The organism is Kitasatospora fiedleri (assembly GCF_948472415.1).
Classification (GTDB): domain Bacteria; phylum Actinomycetota; class Actinomycetes; order Streptomycetales; family Streptomycetaceae; genus Kitasatospora; species Kitasatospora fiedleri.
Genome location: NZ_OX419519.1, coordinates 1056370 through 1075659 on the forward strand (window position 1 = coordinate 1056370; position 19290 = coordinate 1075659).

14 protein-coding genes and 5 pseudogenes are annotated in these 19290 nt (G+C 74.2%); 12 read left to right on the top strand and 7 right to left on the bottom strand.

Annotated elements, in window-relative coordinates:
• Positions 1-41 precede the first annotated feature (41 nt).
• The 3 genes from QMQ26_RS05175 to QMQ26_RS05185 are packed head-to-tail and all read left to right on the top strand — an operon-like array spanning position 42 to position 2922.
• A complete protein-coding gene (locus QMQ26_RS05175) occupies positions 42-161 on the top strand; it encodes an SflA family class IV lanthipeptide (protein WP_282204914.1) in 120 nt (39 codons plus the stop codon).
• 2 nt (positions 162-163) lie between these two features.
• Positions 164-1804, top strand: coding sequence for a class III lanthionine synthetase LanKC N-terminal domain-containing protein (locus QMQ26_RS05180; protein WP_282204915.1), 1641 nt, complete (start codon positions 164-166; stop codon positions 1802-1804).
• The gene (locus tag QMQ26_RS05185; protein ID WP_282206427.1) at positions 1720-2922 is read left to right on the top strand and encodes a lanthionine synthetase C family protein; all 1203 of its coding nucleotides are present in this window, start codon (positions 1720-1722) and stop codon (positions 2920-2922) included. The genes QMQ26_RS05180 and QMQ26_RS05185 overlap by 85 nt, the downstream gene beginning before the upstream one ends.
• A 69-nt stretch (positions 2923-2991) precedes the next feature.
• On the opposite strand, the gene QMQ26_RS05190 is transcribed toward QMQ26_RS05185, so the two are convergent.
• Complete coding sequence (locus QMQ26_RS05190; RefSeq protein ID WP_282204916.1) at positions 2992-3420, bottom strand: nuclear transport factor 2 family protein; 429 nt, start codon at positions 3418-3420, stop codon at positions 2992-2994.
• Between the two features lie 224 nt (positions 3421-3644).
• On the opposite strand from QMQ26_RS05190, the gene QMQ26_RS05195 reads away from it, so the two are divergent.
• Positions 3645-5099, top strand: a complete 1455-nt coding sequence (locus tag QMQ26_RS05195; protein ID WP_282204917.1) for an amidase — start codon at positions 3645-3647, stop codon at positions 5097-5099.
• A gap of 116 nt (positions 5100-5215) precedes the next feature.
• Here QMQ26_RS05195 and QMQ26_RS05200 read toward each other — a convergent pair whose 3' ends face one another.
• On the bottom strand, positions 5216-7282 hold the full coding sequence (locus QMQ26_RS05200) for a sigma-70 family RNA polymerase sigma factor (protein ID WP_282204918.1): 2067 nt from the start codon (positions 7280-7282) through the stop codon (positions 5216-5218).
• 609 nt (positions 7283-7891) lie between these two features.
• Positions 7892-10467, bottom strand: a pseudogene (locus QMQ26_RS38145) (discoidin domain-containing protein).
• A 508-nt stretch (positions 10468-10975) separates the two neighbouring features.
• On the opposite strand from QMQ26_RS38145, the pseudogene QMQ26_RS05215 reads away from it, so the two are divergent.
• The 3 pseudogenes from QMQ26_RS05215 to QMQ26_RS05225 all read left to right on the top strand — a co-directional run.
• A pseudogene (locus QMQ26_RS05215) lies at positions 10976-11466 on the top strand (cation:proton antiporter regulatory subunit).
• Between the two features lie 4 nt (positions 11467-11470).
• Positions 11471-12685 (top strand): annotated as a pseudogene (locus QMQ26_RS05220) (cation:proton antiporter).
• Between the two features lie 321 nt (positions 12686-13006).
• Positions 13007-13706, top strand: a pseudogene (locus QMQ26_RS05225) (DUF4158 domain-containing protein); the annotation flags it as partial.
• Between the two features lie 185 nt (positions 13707-13891).
• On the opposite strand, the gene QMQ26_RS05230 reads toward QMQ26_RS05225, so the two are convergent.
• Positions 13892-14083, bottom strand: coding sequence for a PadR family transcriptional regulator (locus QMQ26_RS05230; RefSeq protein WP_404814071.1), 192 nt, complete (start codon positions 14081-14083; stop codon positions 13892-13894).
• A 368-nt stretch (positions 14084-14451) separates the two neighbouring features.
• Here QMQ26_RS05230 and QMQ26_RS05235 point away from each other — a divergent pair, with 368 nt between their 5' ends.
• The 5 genes from QMQ26_RS05235 to QMQ26_RS05255 all read left to right on the top strand — a co-directional run bounded on the left by QMQ26_RS05235 (position 14452) and on the right by QMQ26_RS05255 (position 16850).
• On the top strand, positions 14452-14682 hold the full coding sequence (locus tag QMQ26_RS05235) for a SigE family RNA polymerase sigma factor (RefSeq protein WP_282206429.1): 231 nt from the start codon (positions 14452-14454) through the stop codon (positions 14680-14682).
• On the top strand, positions 14622-14897 hold the full coding sequence (locus QMQ26_RS05240; RefSeq protein WP_282204921.1) for an RNA polymerase sigma factor: 276 nt from the start codon (positions 14622-14624) through the stop codon (positions 14895-14897). Before QMQ26_RS05235 ends, QMQ26_RS05240 begins: the two co-directional genes overlap by 61 nt.
• Positions 14898-14960: 63 nt before the next feature.
• Positions 14961-15473: a PASTA domain-containing protein gene (locus QMQ26_RS05245; RefSeq protein WP_282204922.1), complete on the top strand. Its 513-nt coding sequence runs from the start codon at positions 14961-14963 to the stop codon at positions 15471-15473.
• A gap of 318 nt (positions 15474-15791) precedes the next feature.
• Positions 15792-16253, top strand: coding sequence for a DUF732 domain-containing protein (locus QMQ26_RS05250; protein ID WP_282204923.1), 462 nt, complete (start codon positions 15792-15794; stop codon positions 16251-16253).
• A gap of 45 nt (positions 16254-16298) precedes the next feature.
• Positions 16299-16850, top strand: coding sequence for a DUF4158 domain-containing protein (locus QMQ26_RS05255; protein ID WP_282204924.1), 552 nt, complete (start codon positions 16299-16301; stop codon positions 16848-16850).
• Positions 16851-16998: 148 nt separating this feature from the next.
• On the opposite strand, the pseudogene QMQ26_RS05260 reads toward QMQ26_RS05255, so the two are convergent.
• The 3 genes and pseudogenes from QMQ26_RS05260 to QMQ26_RS05270 all read right to left on the bottom strand — a co-directional run.
• Positions 16999-17657, bottom strand: a pseudogene (locus QMQ26_RS05260) (site-specific integrase); the annotation flags it as partial.
• A 93-nt stretch (positions 17658-17750) separates the two neighbouring features.
• Positions 17751-18650, bottom strand: a complete 900-nt coding sequence (locus QMQ26_RS05265) for a class I SAM-dependent methyltransferase (protein ID WP_282204925.1) — start codon at positions 18648-18650, stop codon at positions 17751-17753.
• A 61-nt stretch (positions 18651-18711) separates the two neighbouring features.
• On the bottom strand, positions 18712-19074 hold the full coding sequence (locus tag QMQ26_RS05270) for a hypothetical protein (protein WP_100835085.1): 363 nt from the start codon (positions 19072-19074) through the stop codon (positions 18712-18714).
• Between the last annotated feature and the right edge of the window lie 216 nt (positions 19075-19290).

The following is a 19290-nucleotide window of genomic DNA, read 5'->3' on the forward strand; positions in this document are numbered from 1 at the left end:
GTTGCCACCCCACCGCGATCCGCGACGCCGGCCCGCTGGCCGTGGACGACGAGACCCTGGTGTTCGAGGACGACGACCGCACCGACCACGGCCCCACCGCCTGTCTGTCCGACCCGTGGGTGACCGCGACCACCCGCGTGGCCTGCGACTTCAACTCCTGACGGTGACCGGCCCCATCGCCGGCCGCCGCCCCTGGTCCGACGACACCTGGTCGTACCTGAACGATCCGCGGATGCCGGCGATGGAGCACGGCTGGAAGCTCCACGTCTCCGCCCGCCCCGGCACCCTGGACGCCGTCCTCGCGCTCGTCCTGCCGGTGCTGGCCCGACACGTCTGCCACGCCAAGTGGGCCCGCGACCCCGAGGTGCTGCGGACCCTCAACTCCGGCGCCCGGGACGCCGCCTCGGTCGGCAAGGCGATCACCGTCTATCCGCCGCCGGACGAACTCCTGCCGCTCGCCACCGAGTTGGCCACCGCCCTGCGCGGCCGGGAGGGGCCGCCGGTCACCGGCGACCGCCGCCTCGACCCCGACGCGCCCGTCTACTACCGCTACGGGCCGTTCACCGGCGACTACCGCACCGGGCGCAGCGGGCGCCTCGAATCCGTGATGACCGGCCCCGACGGGCGCCTCTTCGACGGCCTGGCGGGCACCGCGTACCGCTGCCCGCCGTGGGCCGCGGACCCGTTCGCCCGCCCCGCGGACGCCACCCCGGCCGGGATCGGCGAGTCGTCCGGGCGGGTGGACGGGCCGTCCGGGCCGGCGGGGGCACAGGCGGGGCGGCCCGGGTTCGGCGGCGGGCGCTACCGGGTGACCGGCGGGATCGCCCGCAAGGCGCAGGGCAACGTCTACCGGGCCCTGGACCTGGCCGGCGGGCTGGCCGTGGTCGTCAAGCAGGCCCGCGCCCACGTCGCCGAGGACGCGGACGGCTCCGACGCCCGCGACCGGCTGCGCAACGAGCACGCCGTGCTCACCGCGCTCGACGGCGCCCCCGGCGTCCCGCGCGCCGTCGACTACTTCCGCCACCGCGCCGACGAGTACCTGGTCACGACCAGTTGCGGCAGCCGCGACCTGCGCCGCGAGGTGCAGGACCACGGCCCCTTCGCCGCGGCCGGACCGGACCACCCGCGCGCGCCCGGCCCGCTCGCCGTCCGGCTGCTGCGGGTGCTGGACGGCGTCCACCGGCGGGGCGTGGTGGTGCGCGACCTCAAGCCCGACAACGTCGTCCTCGACGCCGAAGGGCGCTGCCACCTGGTCGACTTCGGCATCAGCGCGCACCACGGCACCGGCCCGGACGGTTCCACCCCCGGCTACAGCGGGCCGGTGCACCGGCCCGGCGTCCCGGCCGAACCCGCCGACGACTACCACGCGTTGGGCATGACCCTGCACTTCGCCGCCACCGGCCTGGACCCGGTCGTCCTCGACCCCGACCCGGCCGTCAACCGCGAACGCACCCTCGCCTGCCTGGAGTTCGCCCTACCCGGCCACGCCCACCGCCGACTCCGGACCCTGATCGGCGAGTTGACCAGCCCCGACGCGGAGACTCGGGCCGCCGGCGCGGAGCGGCTGCGCCAGGGCAGTCTGTCGTCCACCGGCCACCACCCTTACCGGCCGGCGGAGTTCACCCCGAAGGCCGCCGCGTCCGACCCGTCGCGCCCTCCCGAGCCCGCACCCCGCACCGCGCCGACGGCGGTGGCGGCGTTGACGGTGGGGCGTTGGCGGTGGGGGTCCCGCCCGACCGGGACCGGCTGGCGGAGATCGTCGAGCACACCGTCGCCCGCTGCGTCGCCCAGGCCCACCGGATAGCCGACCCGGCGCGCGCCGACCGCTCCGGCGTCCCCACCCCGCTCGACGTCTACGGCGGGAGTTCCGGTCTCGGTCTGGAACTCCTCCAGCACCTGCACCGCCCCGGCGTCCCGGCCGCCGTCGCCGCGCTCGCCGACTGGACGGCCCGCCAGAACCGCACGCTCCCGCCCGGGTTCTACTGCGGGCGGGCCGGTGTCGACCTGTTCCTGACCGCCGCCGGGGCCGCCGCCGGGACCCCGCCCCCGGAACGTGCGACGGACCGGCCGGACCTGCGGAACCTGCCGGGTCTGCCGGACCTGCCGGACCTGCCGGAGCAACGCCCCGGCGGCGGACCGCCGGAGGCCGACCTGATCGACGGCGTCGCCGGGACCGGCCTCGGCCACCTGCTCCTGGCCCGCCTCCTCGCGACCGCCACCGCCACCGCCGCCGCCGCCACCGCCGCCGACCGGCACCTCGCCGCCGCCACCGCCTGCCGCGACCGACTGACCACCGGCCGCGCCCGCCTCACCCCGCCCGCCGTACCGCGCCCCGGCGACGCCGCCCTCACCCGGGGGATCGCCCACGGCGACGCGGGCGTCGCCCACTTCCTGCTCGCGCACGCCCGCGCCACCGGCGACCCGGACTCCCGGCGCCACGCCGCCCGGGCCTGCGCACGCCTCGCCGAGGCCGTCCCCGCACTGCTCACCGCCGCCGCCCGACCCGGCGCCACCCGACGCTACGGCTCCTGGTGCCGAGGGCTGGCCGGGATCGGCGCCGTGCTGGCCCGCGCCGCCGAACAGCTCGACGTCCCCGCCCACCGCGCCCTCGCCGAACGGTGCGCCCGCGCCTGCCTGGCGCTGGCCCCGCGCATGCCACTGGTCACCCAGTGCTGCGGCCTCGCCGGAGTGGGCGACCTGATGCTCGAACTCGCCCCCGGAGCAACGGAGTTCCACACCGCCGCAGGAACTGTCGCCACCCTCGTCCTGGCCCGCTCGGCCGGCCCCGCCACCCACCCGGTCTTCCCCGACGCCGGCCTGCTCCGCGAGTCCTTCGGCCACGCCACCGGCACCACCGGCGTCCTCTCCTTCCTCCGCCGCCTGCACTCCCCCGGCGGCCCCCCGCTCGGCGTCTTCCCCTGACATCCGCAGAACGCCGGAGCGGCTGGTGCCGCCGCTACGCCGGGGCCGGACCAGCCCCCTGACCGGACGTCACCCCGCGTCTCCGGCCGCCGCCGCCATCATCCGCAGCAGGGGTGTGACGTCCCGCTCGAAGGTGAACTCCCGCAGCAGGGTGGCCCATCGGCCGTCCGCCCAGCGCCAGACGAAGGTGTAGCGGGCCGGCACGCCGTCCTCGCAGCGGTGCACGACGACCGTGCCCTGGTCGCCGTGCCGGGTGGTGGCCAGGAACCGGACGTCCTCGGTGCTGCCGCCGACCGCCTCGCCGCGGGCGGCCAGGGCCCGGAACCGGGCCATGAAGTGCGCCTTCGTCAGCCGCGCCACCTGGCCCGCCTCGTCGATCCGGAGGTTCTCGAACTCCTCGTCGTACAGCGCCTCCAACGCCTCCAGATCCGTCGCCGCGCCCGCCGCCAGGTACTCCCGCATCCGCGCGACCAGCGTCCCGTCCAGCTTCTCGTCCATCGTCCCGCCCCGCTCCCGCTCGTTCCCGCTCGTTCCCGCCCACGCTCTCCCGTGCCGGTGCCTCCATCGTGACGGCCCTCACCGGCAGATCGCTCTCGGCACGCTCTCGGTCCGCTGTCACCGCACCGCCGTCGCGCCGTCACGCGGTCGCGGCCGTCCCGCCGATCCGGTTGCCCCGCACGGCATTTCGTGCCCCTCGCCGGGGGCACGTACGGTCCCGTTCCATGGAGAAGTGGACGCACGCGACAGCGGAAGAACTGACGGCGGCCCTGCGGTCCGGGGAGGTCAGCTCGGTGGAGCTGACCGAGGACGCGATCGGCCGGATCGAACGGGAGGACGGGGCGCTGAACGCGATCTGCGTGCCGGACTTCGAGCGGGCCCGGGACGCCGCCCGGGAGGCCGACCGGGCCCGGGCGCGGGGGGAGGAGCGGCCGCTGCTGGGCATCCCGGTGACGGTCAAGGAGTCGTACAACGTGGCGGGCCTGCCCACGAGTTGGGGCATGCCGCAGTTCCGGGACCACGTCCCGGCCGAGGACGCCCTGCCGGTGGCCCGGGTCAGGGCGGCGGGCGCGGTGGTGCTCGGCAAGACCAACGTGCCGCTCGGGCTGCAGGACATCCAGACCTTCAACGAGATCCACGGCACCACCACCAACCCGTGGGACCGCACCCGCACCTGCGGCGGCTCCTCCGGCGGCTCGGCCGTCGCCCTGGCCGCCGGGTTCGGCGCGCTGTCGCTGGGCACCGACCTCGCCGGTTCGCTGCGCACCCCCGCCCACTTCTGCGGCGTCTACGCGCACAAGCCCACCCTGCACTTGGTGCCCACCCGCGGCATGGTCCCGCCGTCGGCCCCCGCGCTGCCCGCCGACATCGACCTGGCCGTCGCCGGGCCGATGGCCCGCTCGGCCCGCGACCTGTCCCTGCTGCTCGACGTGATGGCCGGGCCCGACCCGCTGACCGGCGGCCTGGCGCACACCCTGCGCCTGCCGGCCGCCCGGCACGACCGGCTGCGCGACTTCCGGGTCCTGGTCCTGGACGAGCACCCGTTCATCCCGACCGGCGCCGACGTCCGCGCGGGCCTCGCCCGGGTCGCCGACGCGCTCACCGCGGGCGGCGCCCGGGTCGAGCGGCACAGCCCGCTGCTGCCCGACCTCGCCGACGCCGCCGAGCTCTACACCCTGCTGCTGTTCTCCGGCCGCACCGCCCACTTCCCCACCGGCCTGCAGAGCGAACTGGCCGCCCGCGCGGCCGGGTTGAGCGAGGACGACCACAGTCTGGACGCCGCCCGGCTGCGCGGCATGACGCTCTCCCACCGCGACTGGCTGGCCGCCGACCACCGCCGCGAACTGCACCGCCACGGCTGGCGGGAGTTCTTCGCCGAGTTCGACGCCGTGGTCGCCCCGATCACCCCCACCCCGGCCTTCCCGCACGACCACGACCCCGACCTGATGCGCCGCCGGATCACCGTCGACGGCACCGACCACCCCTACTTCGACCAGCTGGTCTGGGCCGGGCTCGCCACCATGCCGGGCCTGCCCGCCACCGCCGTCCCCACCGGCCCCTCCGCCGGGGGCCTCCCGGTCGGCGTCCAGCTGATCGGCCCGATGTACGAGGACCGCACCCCGCTGCGCCTGGCCGAACTCCTGGAGGAACGGCTCGGCGGCTTCCGTGCACCGCACTAAGCCAGCGCGCCGAGCCACCGGCGGACCGCCCGCCGGACCCCCGCCGCCCGCCGCCCGCCGCCCGCCGCCCGCGTGCGCAACGGGTCGGCGGGCGGAACGGCGTCACGGCGGAGCCGTCAGCGGGCGGCCTGGTACGCGCGTCCGGCGGCGGTGGCGGTCGTCCCGTCGGTGAACAGGCCGCTGCTGAGCTTCGCCGGGTCCGCGCCGAGGCCGAACCAGGCGTAGCGCTGGAGGTAGGGCAGCGCGTCGAGGGCCTTGGTGGAGGCGGTGACGAAGGCGGCCTGCTGGTCGGCGGTCGGAAAGCGGGTGCCCTGGGAGAAGTCGATCAGGGCGTACTCGGTGAGCCAGATCGGCTTGTGGTAGCGCTGGTGGACCGCCTCCAGGTAGGAGGTCAGCTGCTGGACGGCCTGCGGGGTGCGGAAGTCACCGCCGTACCAGTGCAGCGTGATGAAGTCGACCCGGTAGCCCTTGGCGGCGGCGCCGGTCATGAAGCGGTCCAGCCAGCCGCCGGGCGTGTCGGCCCCGTACGCGACGGCCGGGCTGCCCAGGGTCTGCCCGGCCTGCATCAGCTTCGGCCACAGCTCCAGCGCCTGGTCGACCGTCATGTTCGACTGGGCGGCCATGTCGGGCTCGTTGAACCCGAGCAGGTAGGGGCCGTTGGCGCGGGCCTGGGCGAGGGCGGCGTCGGTGACCGAGGACGCGCCCCAGATCATCGGGACGAAGGAAGCCGAGGCGGGCGTGGTGATGCCGGGGTGCTGCGGGGCCCAGGTGTAGTACCAGCCCGCGCCGGAGGCGGCGAGCGCCTGGTTCACCCCGGTGAAGGACCACACGCCGACGCCCTTGCGCGCGGAGGTGGCGACGGGGTTCTGCTGCGCCGGGGCGGCCGCGGGGGACGACGCGGACACGGACGCCGACGCCGACGCGGAGCCGGACGGCGAGGACGAAGGCGAGGACGAGTCGGACGGCAAGGACGAGTCGGACGGCGAGGGCGAGTCGGACGGCGAGGGCGACGGTGACGTTCCGTCGAGGACCGGCAGCGCCGTCGCCTCGGCGGCCGTGGGCGGCGCGACGGCCCCGGCCGGTACGGGCGCCGCCGCCGGGGCGGCGCCCTGCCCCGGCACCAGCTCGGCCCCGGTCAGGACGGCGGCGGCCACCAGCGCCACCGCCGCCACCCCGCCCAGCACCGGCTTGGAGAGCAGCGGCTTCGTCCGGGCGGAGCGCGGCCGCCGGTGGCCGGAGCCCCGCCGGGGCCGCTGCCCGCCCGGAGCGCCGCCGGAGGAGCCGGAGGAACCGGAGGAACCGGACGGGCCGTCACCGGCCGGGCCGGAGGGACCGGCAGGATCGGAGGGCGCGCCGGGGTGCGTGCCGTCCAGGGCGAGCGCGGCGAGGATGCGGGCCGAGTCGAGGCTCGGCGGGACGGCCAGCAGCGGCAGGCCGTACAGCAGCCGTTCGGCGGGGAGCAGTTCGCTGCGTCCGCCGGTGCAGCGTTCGCAGTCGCGCACGTGCCGGGCCAGGCGCTTGCGCCACAGCGGGCCGGGGGTGCCGTCCCAGGTGGCGGCGGTCTCGGCCAGTCCGGGGCAGCGCGGGTCGGCGGCCAGGGCGCGCACCAGCAGGCGGGAGAGGTCCAGTTGCTTCTTCATCCGGCCGGTCCGGACGGCGGCGTGGCCGGAGCTGAGGCCGAGCGCGGCGACCAGGTCGGCCTGTTCGAGTTCGCCGGTCTCCTTGAGCCACCAGAGCGCGAGCAGTTCGCGGTCGTCGGGGTCGAGCCAGCGGGTGGCCTCGGCGATCTCGCGGCGCTGTTCGGTGAGGCCCAGGCGCAGGACGGTCAGCCCGGCGAAGTCGAGCGCGGGGTCCGGTATCGCCTCGGCCTCCTCCAGCCGGGCGGACCGGTCGAGGGCCGCGGCCCGGTCCTGCTGGCGGTTGCGGACCTGCCGGACGGCGATGGCCACCAACCAGGACCGGAAGGCGGCCGGGTCCCGCAGGTCGGGCAGTCCGCGGACCGTGCGCAACAGCGTCTCCTGTACGACGTCGTCGGTGTCGGCGTGGCCGTTCAGCGCGCGGCCGACGATGTTGTAGACCAGCGGCAGGCTCTGGGCCACCAGGTGTTCCAGCGCCTGCCGGTCCCCGGCGCGCGCCGCCGCCACCGTTGCGGCGTCGGGTCCACTGCGTCTGGTGTGCGGCATGGGTCCATTCCTCTACGTGGGGTGGGAGCTGCGGCGGGATCGCGCTCCGTCCTGGGAGACCGGCCCCGGGGGTGGCCGCCAACAGAAATTCTCCGCCCGGGCCGGAATTTGTGTTGGCGGGCGCCCCCGGCCGCGGTCTCCGATACGTGCGCGACGCACCCCGGGAACGTCCCGGGAACGTCCCGGGAACGTCCCGGGAACGTCCCGGGAACGTCCCGGGAGCACCCCGCCGAGCGCCCCGAGGAACAGGAGGAGGACCGAGGATGGCACGCCGACCCCGCCGCCCCGCCTCCGGCACCCCTGAACCAGGCGGCCGGGCGGCCCCCACCGCCCGTCCGCCCCCACCCCTGCCGGCCCGGGCCCCACCCGGTCCCACCCCGGCCCGGCAGGGCACGCCGGGCACCGCGCCCTTCCCCCTGCACGGGGCGCGGTGCCCGGCTTCTCCGCGTTCGCGCCCGGTGCGATCGGCCCGGTCCGCCCGGTCGACGCGGTCAGCGCGGTCGGCGCGGTCCGCGCGATCGGCCCGGTCCGCGGGACAAAAACGGTGGCGGCCACCGCCCCGGGCATGGGGACGGTGGCCGCCGGTTCCGTACTGGCCGTGGTTTCCGGTTACGGGTAGGAGACCAGGTTGGAGGGGACGGTCCCGGTGCCGGAGGTCCCGGCGCCGGTGTTGTTGACCACGTGCAGGAACTGGCCGTTGCCGCCCAGCGAGTTGACCAGGACGTCGTGCAGCTTGACGCCGGGTGCGTTCGGGACCTCGAAGCCGTGGTCCATCACGATGGTCGGGTCGACGTTGAAGTAGCAGTAGCTGCCCAGGCCCCAGCCCTCGTGGGTGGTGACGTTGTTCTCGACCTTGTAGGCGGCGTAGCCCTTGGTGCTGCCGTTCTGGATCGCGGCCTGGTTGGGGGCGTCGTACGCCTTCTCGTTCTGGAAGAAGATCGTCCGGCCGCCGTTGCCCTTCCACCACACGTCGTACTTGTTGAAGTGCTCGACGAACAGGCCGGTGGCGAGGACGTCGTTGCCGCCGACGACGAAGCCGTAGTCGGAGCGGTTGCTCTCCCAGCCGACGCCCGCGCCGTGGTCGGCGCGCCAGATCCAGGTGTGGTCGACGATGGTGTTGTTGCTGTTGATCACCATGCCGTTGGTGGCCTTGCCGGCGGTGACGCCGCCGACCCGGACGAAGACGTCCTGGATGACGATCGGGTCGGCCGCGTGGTTCGCGCCCGGGGTGTCGTTGCCGACCTGGAGCAGGGCCGGGGAGTTGACGGTGCCGGCGTCCAGCAGCAGGCCGGAGACCTTGACGCCGTCGACGTCGGCGACCTTGAGCGCGGTCACGCCGTTGTCCGGGATGACGGTGGCGAGGCCGAGGCCGAGCACCACGGTGTCCGGACGGGTGATGTTGATGCTCTGGTCGACGTGGTAGACGCCGGGGGTGAAGAGCAGGTTCAGGCCCTGGGCGAGCGCCTGGTTGATGCTGGCGGCGGTGGCGCCGGCCTTCACCACGTAGAACTGGCTGAGCGGCAGCGAGGCGCCCTGCGGGGTGCCGTTGCCCCAGGAGGTGCCGCGGGCGTTGGTGCGCTTGGCGGGCACGAACACCTTGTAGGCGTTGCCGTCCAGGTACAGGAACGGCTTCTCCTGCGAGATCGGCGTGGTGTCGAGCGTGGTGTACGGCGGGTTCGGGAAGCCCTGGGCGGGGGCGCCCTGGACACCGGAGAAGGTCTGGTTCCACACGCCGTTGGAGAACCCGCCGATGGAGCTGTCGCGGGTGTACCACTGCTGCTGCGAGTAGTTGCCGACCTGGCCGTCGATCTTGGAGTCGGCGATGTAGCCGCCCGACGCCCAGCCGTAGCTGGCGGGGCGAGGTTGAGGCCGCCCTCGACGTGCATCCGGCGGAACGGCGCGGCCTGCGAGACGGCCCAGCGGTCGGTGCCGCTGACCGGCTTGAGGTGCAGGTTCTCGGCGGAGCGCCAGAAGTTCTGGGTGGCGTTGCCGTTGAACCAGCCCGCGTCGACGGTGACGTCGCCGTTGAAGGTGGTGTCGTCCGGGTTCAGGCCCAGGCCCGCGATCGAGGTGTAGAAGCCGATCTGGGCGTTGATGTTGTTGTACGTGCCCGGCTTGAACAGCAGCGCGTAGCGGTCGGTGCCGAACTGGTTCGACTCCTGCTTGGCGAAGACCTGGTCGACCGTGGCCTGGATGTTCGGCGTGGACGGGTCGAAGACCAGCACGTTCGGGCCGAGGTCGCCGCCGCCCTGCACCGGCGGGACGGTGGAGGTGCCGCCACCGGTGTGCACGCCCAGCTCCCACAGCGAGTAGCCGTAGTTGGTGGCGCGCTGGGTGCCGTACAGCCGCACGTAGCGGCCGGAGCCGGAGACGTTGAGCGTCTCGTTGCCGCCGGCGCCGGTGGTGGTGGAGTAGATCGTCGCCCAGGTGGTGCCGTCGCTGGACGCCTGGATCTGGTACGACTTGCCGTACGCGGCCTCCCACTTGAGGTCGACCTTGCACAGCTGCTGCACGGAGCCGAGGTCGACCTGGAGCCACTGCGGGTCGGCGGCGGCCGAGGACCAGCGGGTGCCGAGGTTGCCGTCGACCGCGGCGGAAGCCGGGGTGCCGCCGTTCTCGGTGGAGGAGGCGGTGGCGGTCTTGCCCTGGGCCGCGTTGTCGGTGGAGCAGGTCCCGCCCGTCGGGGTGGACGGGTTGCCGGTGGGCGTGCCACCGAGGGTGCCGTACACCTGGAACTCCCAGAGGGAGTAGCCGTATCCGGTGCCGCGGGTGATGCCGTTCATCCGCACGTAACGGCCGGAGCCGGAGACGTTCAGCACCTCGGTGCCGCCGGCGCCGGTGGTGGTGGAGTAGATCGTCGTCCAGGTGGTGCCGTCGTTGGACGTCTGGATCTGGTACGCCTTGCCGTACGCGGTCTCCCAGTTCAGCTGGACCTTGCTGATACTGGAGACGGAACCGAGGTCGACCTGCAGCCACTGCTGGTCGGAGGCCGCCGAGGCCCAGCGGGTGCCGAGGTCACCGTCGACGGCGCCGGCCGCGGTGGTGCCGCCGTTCTCGATGGACGACGCGGTGACCGCCTTGCCCTGCGAGATCAGCGAGTCCGCGGCCTGCGCGGTGCCCGGGATCGTCATGACGGCACCGGCGACCAGGGCCGCGGCGGCGAGTACGGCAGGCGTCCGGCGCATGGGGGCACCGGAAGGGGGAGGGGCGAGCCGCATGGCTCCTCCTGCTGTGAGCGGTGGGTGGGGTGGGGTGGGGAAAACAGCGGAGAGCGCTCTCCAGGCGGAGTGTCACGCCAGGATGCACCGGGCGTCAAGCCTGCCGTGGGGGTGGCTTGAAACCTCGGCTTCACCTGGGGGAAACGCCGCCGCATCAGGTTAGTTCATGGCGAGAGAAAAGTAGAGACCCTGACGCCAACATCTCGATTTCCCGGGATCACGCCGGAGAGCGCTCTCCCATATCGCGGTTCGGGGAGCTCCACTGGAGCCGACGCCCCGCCCCGGCCCGCCACCGACCGGGACCGGACGGGAGACCCGGTCCCAGGCCGAACGGGAGACCCGGCCCGGACCGGACGGGAGACCCGGCGTGGGGAAGGTCACCCTCTTGGGAATACCTTTACCTTTGGTGGGCCCTTACGATCTCGGGCCCACCTCTGAAAGGGTGGGACGACCGCCCCGACCTGCACCCGAAGGAATGCACCGTGCCCGTCTCGCGCATGCAATCGACCCGCTGCCCGGCATCGGCGTGCGGTACGACCTGACCACCCGAGAACGCCAACACGTCTCGGTCATCGCCCACCGCGACGGCACCCGCACCGTCAACACCTACCGGCGCGAGGACCCGGACGCCTGCGCCCACTCCCTGCACCTGACGGAGGGTGAGAGCGCCGCGCTCATCGACGCGCTCACCCCCACCCACCACAGCCCCAACCTGCTGCACACCTCCGGCCTCGGCCTGGTCGCCGAACGCGTCGAACTGACCGGCTCCTCGCACTGGAACGGACGCGCCTCGGCGAGACCCGGATGCGCACCGAGACCGGCGTCTCCATCGTCGCCGTCCTGCGCCGCACCGGCGCCGTCCCCTCCCCCACCCCGGACTTCCGGCTGGCCGGCGGGGACACCCTCATCCTGATCGGCACCCGCGAAGGCGTGGACGCCGCCGCCGTGATCCTCGGAAGGGAGTGAACGCTTGCACACCGCCACCGTCTTCATCGAACTCGGCGCGATCATCCTCACCCTGGGGCTGCTCGGCCGAATAGGCTCCCGCTACGGTCTCTCCCCCATCCCGCTCTACCTGCTCGGCGGCCTCGCCTTCGGCCACGGCGGCCTGCTCCCGCTCAGCGCCAGCGAGGAGTTCGTCGCCACCGGCGCCGAGATCGGCGTCATCCTGCTGCTGCTGATGCTCGGCCTCGAGTACACCGCCGCCGACCTGGTCACCAACCTCAAGAGCCAGTACCCCGCCGGACTGGTCGACTTCGTCTTCAACGCCCTGCCCGGCGCCGCGATGGCCCTGCTGCTCGGCTGGGGCCCGGTGGCCGCCGTGGTGCTGGCCGGCGTCACCTGGATCTCCTCCTCCGGCGTCATCGCCAAGGTCCTCGGCGACCTCGGCCGGCTCGGCAACCGCGAAACCCCGGTCATCCTCAGCATCCTGGTCCTCGAGGACCTCGCCATGGCCGTCTACCTGCCCATCCTCACCGCCCTGCTGGCCGGGGCCGGACTCCTGGTCGGCAGCGTCACCCTCGCCATCGCCCTGGCCACCGCCGGCGCCGTCCTGTTCGTCGCCCTGCGCTACGGACGGCTCATCTCCCGCTTCGTCTCCCACGACGACCCGAGAAACTGCTCCTCGTCGTCCTCGGCCTGACCCTGCTGGTCGCCGGCATCGCCCAGAAACTCCAAGTCTCGGCCGCCGTCGGCGCGTTCCTCGTCGGCATCGCCCTGTCCGGCGAAGCCGCCGAGGGGCCCACACCCTGCTCAGCCCGCTGCGCGACCTGTTCGCGGCCGTCTTCTTCGTCTTCTTCGGCCTCAACACCAACCCCGCCAGCATCCCGCCCGTCCTGCTGCCCGCCCTCGCCCTGGCCCTCACCACCGCCCTCACCAAGATCGCCACCGGCTACTGGGCCGCCCGCCGGGCCGGCATCGCCACCAAGGGCCGCTGGCGCGCCGGCGGCGCACTGGTCGCCCGCGCGAGTTCTCCATCGTCATCGCCGGACTCGCCGTCACCGCCGGCATCGAACCCTCCCTCGGCCCGCTCGCCACCGCCTACGTCCTGCTCCTCGTCATCATCGGTCCCCTCGCCGCCCGCTGGACCGAACCCCTCGCCGCCCGCCTCACCCGCCGCGATCGGACCGCCACGACCGAACCCCACCCCCACCCCGAAACCGAAGAACCCGGCATCCGGGTCTGACCACCCGCGCCGCCGACGGCCACGTGCCGCCGCCCGCCCGCCGCCCGCCGCCCGAAGGGGCCGCGGGCGGTCGGCGTCTGACGTCCCGTCGGCACCCACCGCCCCCGACGGCCCGCCCGCTGGGCCGAGTTCGGCGACCGCCACCCTGGCCCGAGCACAGCGCGACGCGCCCCCACCGGAACCCCCCGGCACCGGGGGTTGAGGAACATCGGAACGAAAACCGGCGCCAAGCCCTCCGTGCTCTTCGGAGCCCGTTGACCTGCGGTTCCGTGGTGGTTGAACCTTCGGCAGTCGTGTTGATCAACTGCCTGGAGGTCCGGGGTGCCGGTCGAGTTTCCGACGGATGAGCAGGCCGCGGGGTACGCGGCGTTCCGAGGGGCGTCGGCCCGCGCGGAGCTGGAGCGGTTCTTCTTCCTGGACGACGCGAACCGGGAGCTGGTGGAGTCGAAGCGGCGCTCGCACAACCGGCTGGGCTTCGCCGCTCAGCTGACGACGGTGCGCTACCTCGGGGCGTTCCTGGACGACCCGACCGACGTACCGGTGGAGGTCGCGGACTACCTGGCCGAGCAGCTGGACATCGAGGACGCCTCGGTGCTGGAGGCGCACGGCGAGCGGGAGAACACCCGGCTCGACCACGTGCGTGAGCTGCGGCGGCTGTTGGAGTACCGGGAGTTCGCCGAGGTCGAGCCGGAGCTGCGGGCGTGGGTGGACGCGCGGGCCTGGACGACCGGGGAGGGGCCGAAGGCGCTGTTCGACGCCGCGGTGGGGTGGCTGCGCGAGCGGAGGGTGCTGCTGCCGGGGGTGACGACGCCGGCCCGGCTGGTGGCGTCGGTGCGGGAGACGGCGAACCAGCGGCTGTGGGAGACGCTGCACGGCCTGCTGACGGCCTGCTGACGTCCGGCCGGCGGGCGGTGCTGGACGAGTTGCCGGCGGTGCCGGCCGGGGCGCGGGTCTCGGAGCTGGACGGCTGCGGCACGGGCCGGTGCGGGTGTCGGGCCCGCCGGAGAAGCCAGGCGTTCAGGGGGTGCTTCGAGGTCATGCCGAGCCTCCTGCGGAATGGGTCCGGGTGCCGCCAGGCGGCGGTCCGCCTCGCGCAGGGCGGAGCGCAGACGGTCGGCCTCGGTCCTGAGCGACTGTTCTCCGTCCGGGGTGAGGGTGAACACGCGTCGGGGCGTCCGTCCACCGTCTCCTCGCGCTCGACGCGGATCAGCCCCTCGGCCAGCAGGCAGCAGGCAGCAGGCGGCCAAGGGTGCCGTAGAGACTGCCTGCGCCCAGTCGCACCCGACCGTCGGAGATCGCGGCGACCTCGTCCCCGAGCGCGTAGCCGTGGCGCGGCCGGTCGGCGAGCGCGGTGAGGAGGAGGAAGGTCGGCTCCTGCATGGAGCGTTTGTTCTTCACCCGGCGCACCGCAGTACGGTCACCGTAGTATCCGGCAAGAGGCGCCCCCCGTTCTTCTCGGCCGACTGCGGGCCGCCCGCCCGGCGGCCCTCCGCTTCGCCGGGCCCCGCCCGCACCCCGGGCGGCAGCGGCGCGAGGTCCTGGGGCACCCTTCCGTCCCGGCTGTGATTCACGTCACTTCCAGCGGCTCGGTGCAGCACCCGGCCCCGTTCCGCCGTCATGGGGGCAGTGATCGGGACGGGACGAGGAGAGGAGGTCGGCGGGTGAGGTTTCGCAGGAGCGGTCCGGGCATCGGATTCACGGAGTTCGTCGCACAGCGGTCGGGAGAGTTGTTCCGCGCCGCGTATGCGCTGACCGGTGACGTGCACGTGGCCGAGGATCTGGTGCAGGAGGCGCTGGAGCGGGCGTGCCGACAGTGGCGGAAGGTCGCGGTGGCGGACTCGCCGGAGGCGTACGTGCGCAAAGTGCTGGTCAAACCTGGCCAAACGACCGCTGGCGGCGGCTGTCGCGCCGGGGCGAGCGCCCCGGGCTGTCGGGGGTGCCCGAGACGGCCGACCCCCGGGACCGGTTCGGGCAGGTGGATCTGCGCGCGGAACTGATCGAGGCACTGCTCGGGCTGCCGATGGGCATGCGCAGCGTGGTGGTCCTGTACTACCTGCACGATCTGGACGTCCGGCAGATCGCCGACGTCCTGGACATCTCTCCGAGTGCGGTGAGGTCCCAGCTCGCCCGCGGCCTGGCCAAGCTGCGCGATTCCGTATCGGGCGCCCAGGCGCCGCACACGCCGTCGGCCGCTTTCGGAGGTACGAAGTGAGGAACACGTCGTCAGGACCGGCCCCCGTTCGAGCCCGGCCTCGAAGCCGAGCTGCGTGCCGCGGTGGCCTCCTTCGCCGACGGGCCGACGGCGCCGGTCGTCGACGCGGCCGCGATCGAGCGAGCCGTCAGCCGCAGCCGCACCCGCCGGGCGCTCCTCGGCACCGCTGCGGCGTGCTGCGTGCTGGCGTGCGCCACGGTGGGGTTCTTCGCGCTGAAGCCCGTGCCGCCCGCGCCCGGTTGCCTCCCGTCCCTGTCCCCACCGGCGAACGGGGCGTGCACCCCGCTCGCCACCGGCACCCCCAGGAGCGGAAGCGCCGATGCGACTCCGACACAGGAGCAGGAGCAGACCGCGGGAGGGGGCATCGCGCTGCCCGACCTGGCCGGCATGCCGGTCGAACAGGCCGGAAGTCTGCTGCGCGGACTCGGACTGAGCTGCACGATCATGCGGCACACGGACTGGAACGCTCCCGCCGGGCAGGTGATCAGCAGTCAGCCCCGGGGCGGCGCAGAACCGGTGGCACCGGGCTCGTCCGTCCTCCTGCTGGTCTCGACGGGCAAACCCGGCGGAACCTGATCGACCGGGCCCTTCGGCCCGCGCACCGGCCGAGTGACCCAGGGGCCGGTGCCGGGCAGTCCGTCGACCGCGGCGCACCGGCTGGATGCCCGCCCCTCCGGGCCGCTGCTGGACTTTTCCGAGGGGCGCATGCGGGGAGGGGAGCGGGGGGCTCCTGCCGGTGGGGCGCAGGGCCGTGGCGTCGGCGGAGCATGCGCGCACAGACGCTCCGCCCGTGCGCGGCCGACCGCCGACTCCCCGTCCCGGCCGCGCCATGGCCTCGTCACGGTCCAGCGACAACGGCACCGCCATACCCTCGCTGCTGACACCGTGTCAGTCATGAGACTCCGACTTCTCACGGTCGGCCTGACCGCCGCCGCACTCCTCACCCTGACCGCCTGCGACGACGACGGCAGCGGCAGCGCCTCCGCCACCAGCAGCGCCCCCGTCGCGCCCCCACCCGCCACCACCAGCGCGGCCCCGGCCGGCAGCGCCGCCTCCCCGGCATCCAGCGCACCGACCGCCGCCGGCGCACCGGCCATCGGCAGCGTCCCGTCGCCCAACGTCGCCCGGACCGCAGGGCTGATCGCCGCCCTTGAGGCCGTCGACCCCGCCCTCGCCGCCGACCAGGCCAAGGCCATCGGCAAGGCCCTCGACGTCTGCCAGGAGATCAAGGCCGGAAAGGACGACACCACCCTCGCCGACAACGCCGCGCAGCGCTTCAGCGGCGGCAGCGTCACCCTCACCCCCGAGCAGGGAGCCGTCATCGTCGCCGCGGTGAAGGCGTCCTTCTGCCCCTGACCGCCCGACACCGACGAGCCTTCGGGGGTGTCCCTATGAGTAGGTGTGCATCGTGACCTGCCACTTCACGATGCACACCACTCAAAGGCGCGCCGCGGTCCGCCGGCGCGGGGATGGCCCCTTGTCCGGCAGCAGCACGGCCACTACGGCAGCCTGCTCCCCGCCTGCGCGGAGCTGGAGCGGTTCTTCTTCCTGGATGACGCGGACCGGGAGAAGGTGCAGGCGAAGCGGCGGGCGCACAACCGGCTGGGATTCGCGGTGCAGCTGACGACGGTGCGCTTCCTGGGGCGGTTCATGCCGGACCCGCGGCAGGTGCCGCACGAGGTGGCGGAGTACTCGGCCGAGCAGCCGGGAATCGAGGACGCCTCGGTGCTGGCGGAGTACGGAGAGCGGGACGGCACGGCCCACTCGCACGCCGGGGAGATCCAGCAGGACGGCGGCTGGCGGGACTTCGCCCAGCACCGCATCGATACGGCGACGCACGTCCCGCACGTCCCGCAGGTCCAGGGGGTCAGGGGGTCAGGGGGTCAGGGGGTCAGGGGGCAACCGCACGACGTTCACGCTCCTCCGGCCAGCCTGTGGCCCGTCACCGGGTAGCCGGTGTCGGCGTGAAGGGCGGTGCACCGCGGGGCCTGGCCGTGAACCAGTTCACCAGCCCCGTCACCAGGACGAACAGCCCTGCCGGGGTGCGCGCTGGAGCGCACACCAGCGCGCACCGCTCCGCGCGCGGGTCAGCGGCGGGCGTCCCGGGTGCGAGCAGAGCGGTGACGTCCGCGATGGCGTCCGCCGAGGGTTTGAAGTACCGGCGGACGTTCTCGACCTTCTTGTGCCGGGACTTGGCCATCAGCATCAGCTCGGAGGCGCCCTGCTCGCCGAGGTGGGTCAAGCCGGAGTGGCGGTACTCGTGCAGGTCCCAGCCGGTGCCCGGCCCGGCGTGCGCGGTGTGCTGGTCGAGCAGCGCGCGGGCCTGGCCGTAGGAGAGGCGGGCTGGGCCGGTGTCTGGGCAGACGTCCCGGGCTGAGAGCATCTTGCCGGGTCCGGGGCGGCGGTGGGTGACGAACACCGGCCCGCGGGTGCGGCCCTTGAGCAGGCGCGGCAGCAGCCGGGCGGTACCGGCGTCCCAGAACACCGTCTCCAGCACGTAGTCGGCGCGAACCGTGCCGCGCCGGCGCACCAGCCGGTCCAGGAGAGGACCGCGCCGCGGCGGGCGTTCCAGGTGTTCACCGCCGAGCTGCCCCAGAGGAGTTCCAGCGCCCCGCCGATCTCGTCGTCCGCGACGGCGGCCAGCGGGCGGCCCTCGCCGAGGTGCTCGGCGGTCTTCTCGAGGGCGATGCCGTAGTTCCGGACGGTGTTCGGGTTGGTGAGCGGGTAGAGGAAGGCGTCGGCCGCCGTCCGGACGGTCAGCTGCCGACCAGCGGCGATCCGGGCTCAGCGCCGGTTTTCGTTCCGATGTTCCTCGACCCCCGCACCCCTCCCCTTCCCACTTCCTCCCACCCCTCAGGCGAGTTCGGCGACCGCCACCCGGCCCGAGCGCAGCGAAGCGCGGGTGGCGGCCGGGGTGTCGAGGGACCGGGCGAGGGTGAGCAGGTCCTGGTCGGAGCGCGTCCGCAGGCCGTGTTCGGCGAGCAGGGCGGTCATCCGTTCCGGCTTCCACAGGGAGCGCCAGGGTTCGCCCGCGGTGATGGAGTTGCGCAGCAGCCGGGTCAGCAGCCGTCCGGCGGTCGCTGCGGCCGAGGGTGCCTGGTAGTTGAGGACGAGTGCGCTGCCGGGGGCGGAGCGGGCGGTGAGCGCGGCGAGGGTGGCGCGGACCTGGTCGCGGGTGAGGTAGGGGACGACGCCCTCCCAGAGCCAGGTGGTCGGGGCGGCGGCGTCGTGTCCGGCGGCGGCCAGGGCCGCGCCGAGGTCGTCGACGGCGAAGTCGACCGGGGTGAAGCGCACCGACCGGGCGACGGGCCGGACTTCGGCGTCGGCCAGGCGGCGGCGCTTGTCCTGCTGGGAGGCGGGGTGGTCGACCTCCCACACGTCGGTGCCGGCGAGTGCGGCGAGCCGCCAGGCGCGGGTGTCCAACCCGGCGCCCAGGACGACGAGCTGACCGTCGGCCCGTTCCCGGAGGGCTTCGTCGATGGCGACCGTCCGGGGCACCGCCACCTCGGCGCAGGCCCGTACGCTCTCGTAGCCGGTGCGGGCCTGCCAGCCCTGCGGCGGGGTGCCGGCCCGTACGGCGTCGACCACCGCCCGTTCCGCGGGGCGCAGCAGCCGGACGGCGACCGGGTCCGCGAAGTGTCCCGTCGCGGTGCGGCCGTCGGCGACCGCCCGGCCCTGGCAGACCAGCACCGCGGTCCGGCTGGCGGCCCGTCCGTTCCCGTCCGTGGAGTCTCTGGAGTCCCTGGAGTCCATGGGCCCATTGAACACGCCGGGCCCCGCCCCGGCGGGGGGCGGGGCCCGGTGGACGGGGCGGTCAGTCGTCGGAGTAGCTGAGGTCGCCGACCGACCAGGCGCTGATGTCGGCGATGGCGATCCGGTACATACCGCCGGTGTGGGGCAGTCCGAAGTCGCCCTGGAGGATCTTCGCCCGGTGCAGGTGGAGGTGGGTGGGCGGGGAGGGCGCGGGCTCGGCGGGGTGGCTGAACAGGGTGGCGAACGGTTTCAGGTGGTCGGACGTGCGCAGGACGTCCGCCACCCGCTCCCACCACAGGGCGGCCGGCGCGAGCCTGCCGGTGATCACCGCACCGGGAACCACTACTGTCACGGACATCTGGTTGCTGTGCTCGGATTCGACCGTCGCGGCGATATCGACGAGCAGCCCGTCGGGGTTCGACATGCCTCCGAGCCTAGGCCACCGCCCGGCCCCGCGGTACGCGGTCGCGCGCATCTCCGGTTTTCGAGTCGCCGTCCGGGTCCGGAGGGGCGGGGCGGGTCCGGAGGGGCAGGGCGGGGCGCCGGCTACCGGTGCTCGGGGTTCTCGAAGTCGAAGCAGCAGCCGGCGTCCTTGAGCATCGTGGACGCCTCAGATCCGGCCCCCTTCGTCGACTGCCGA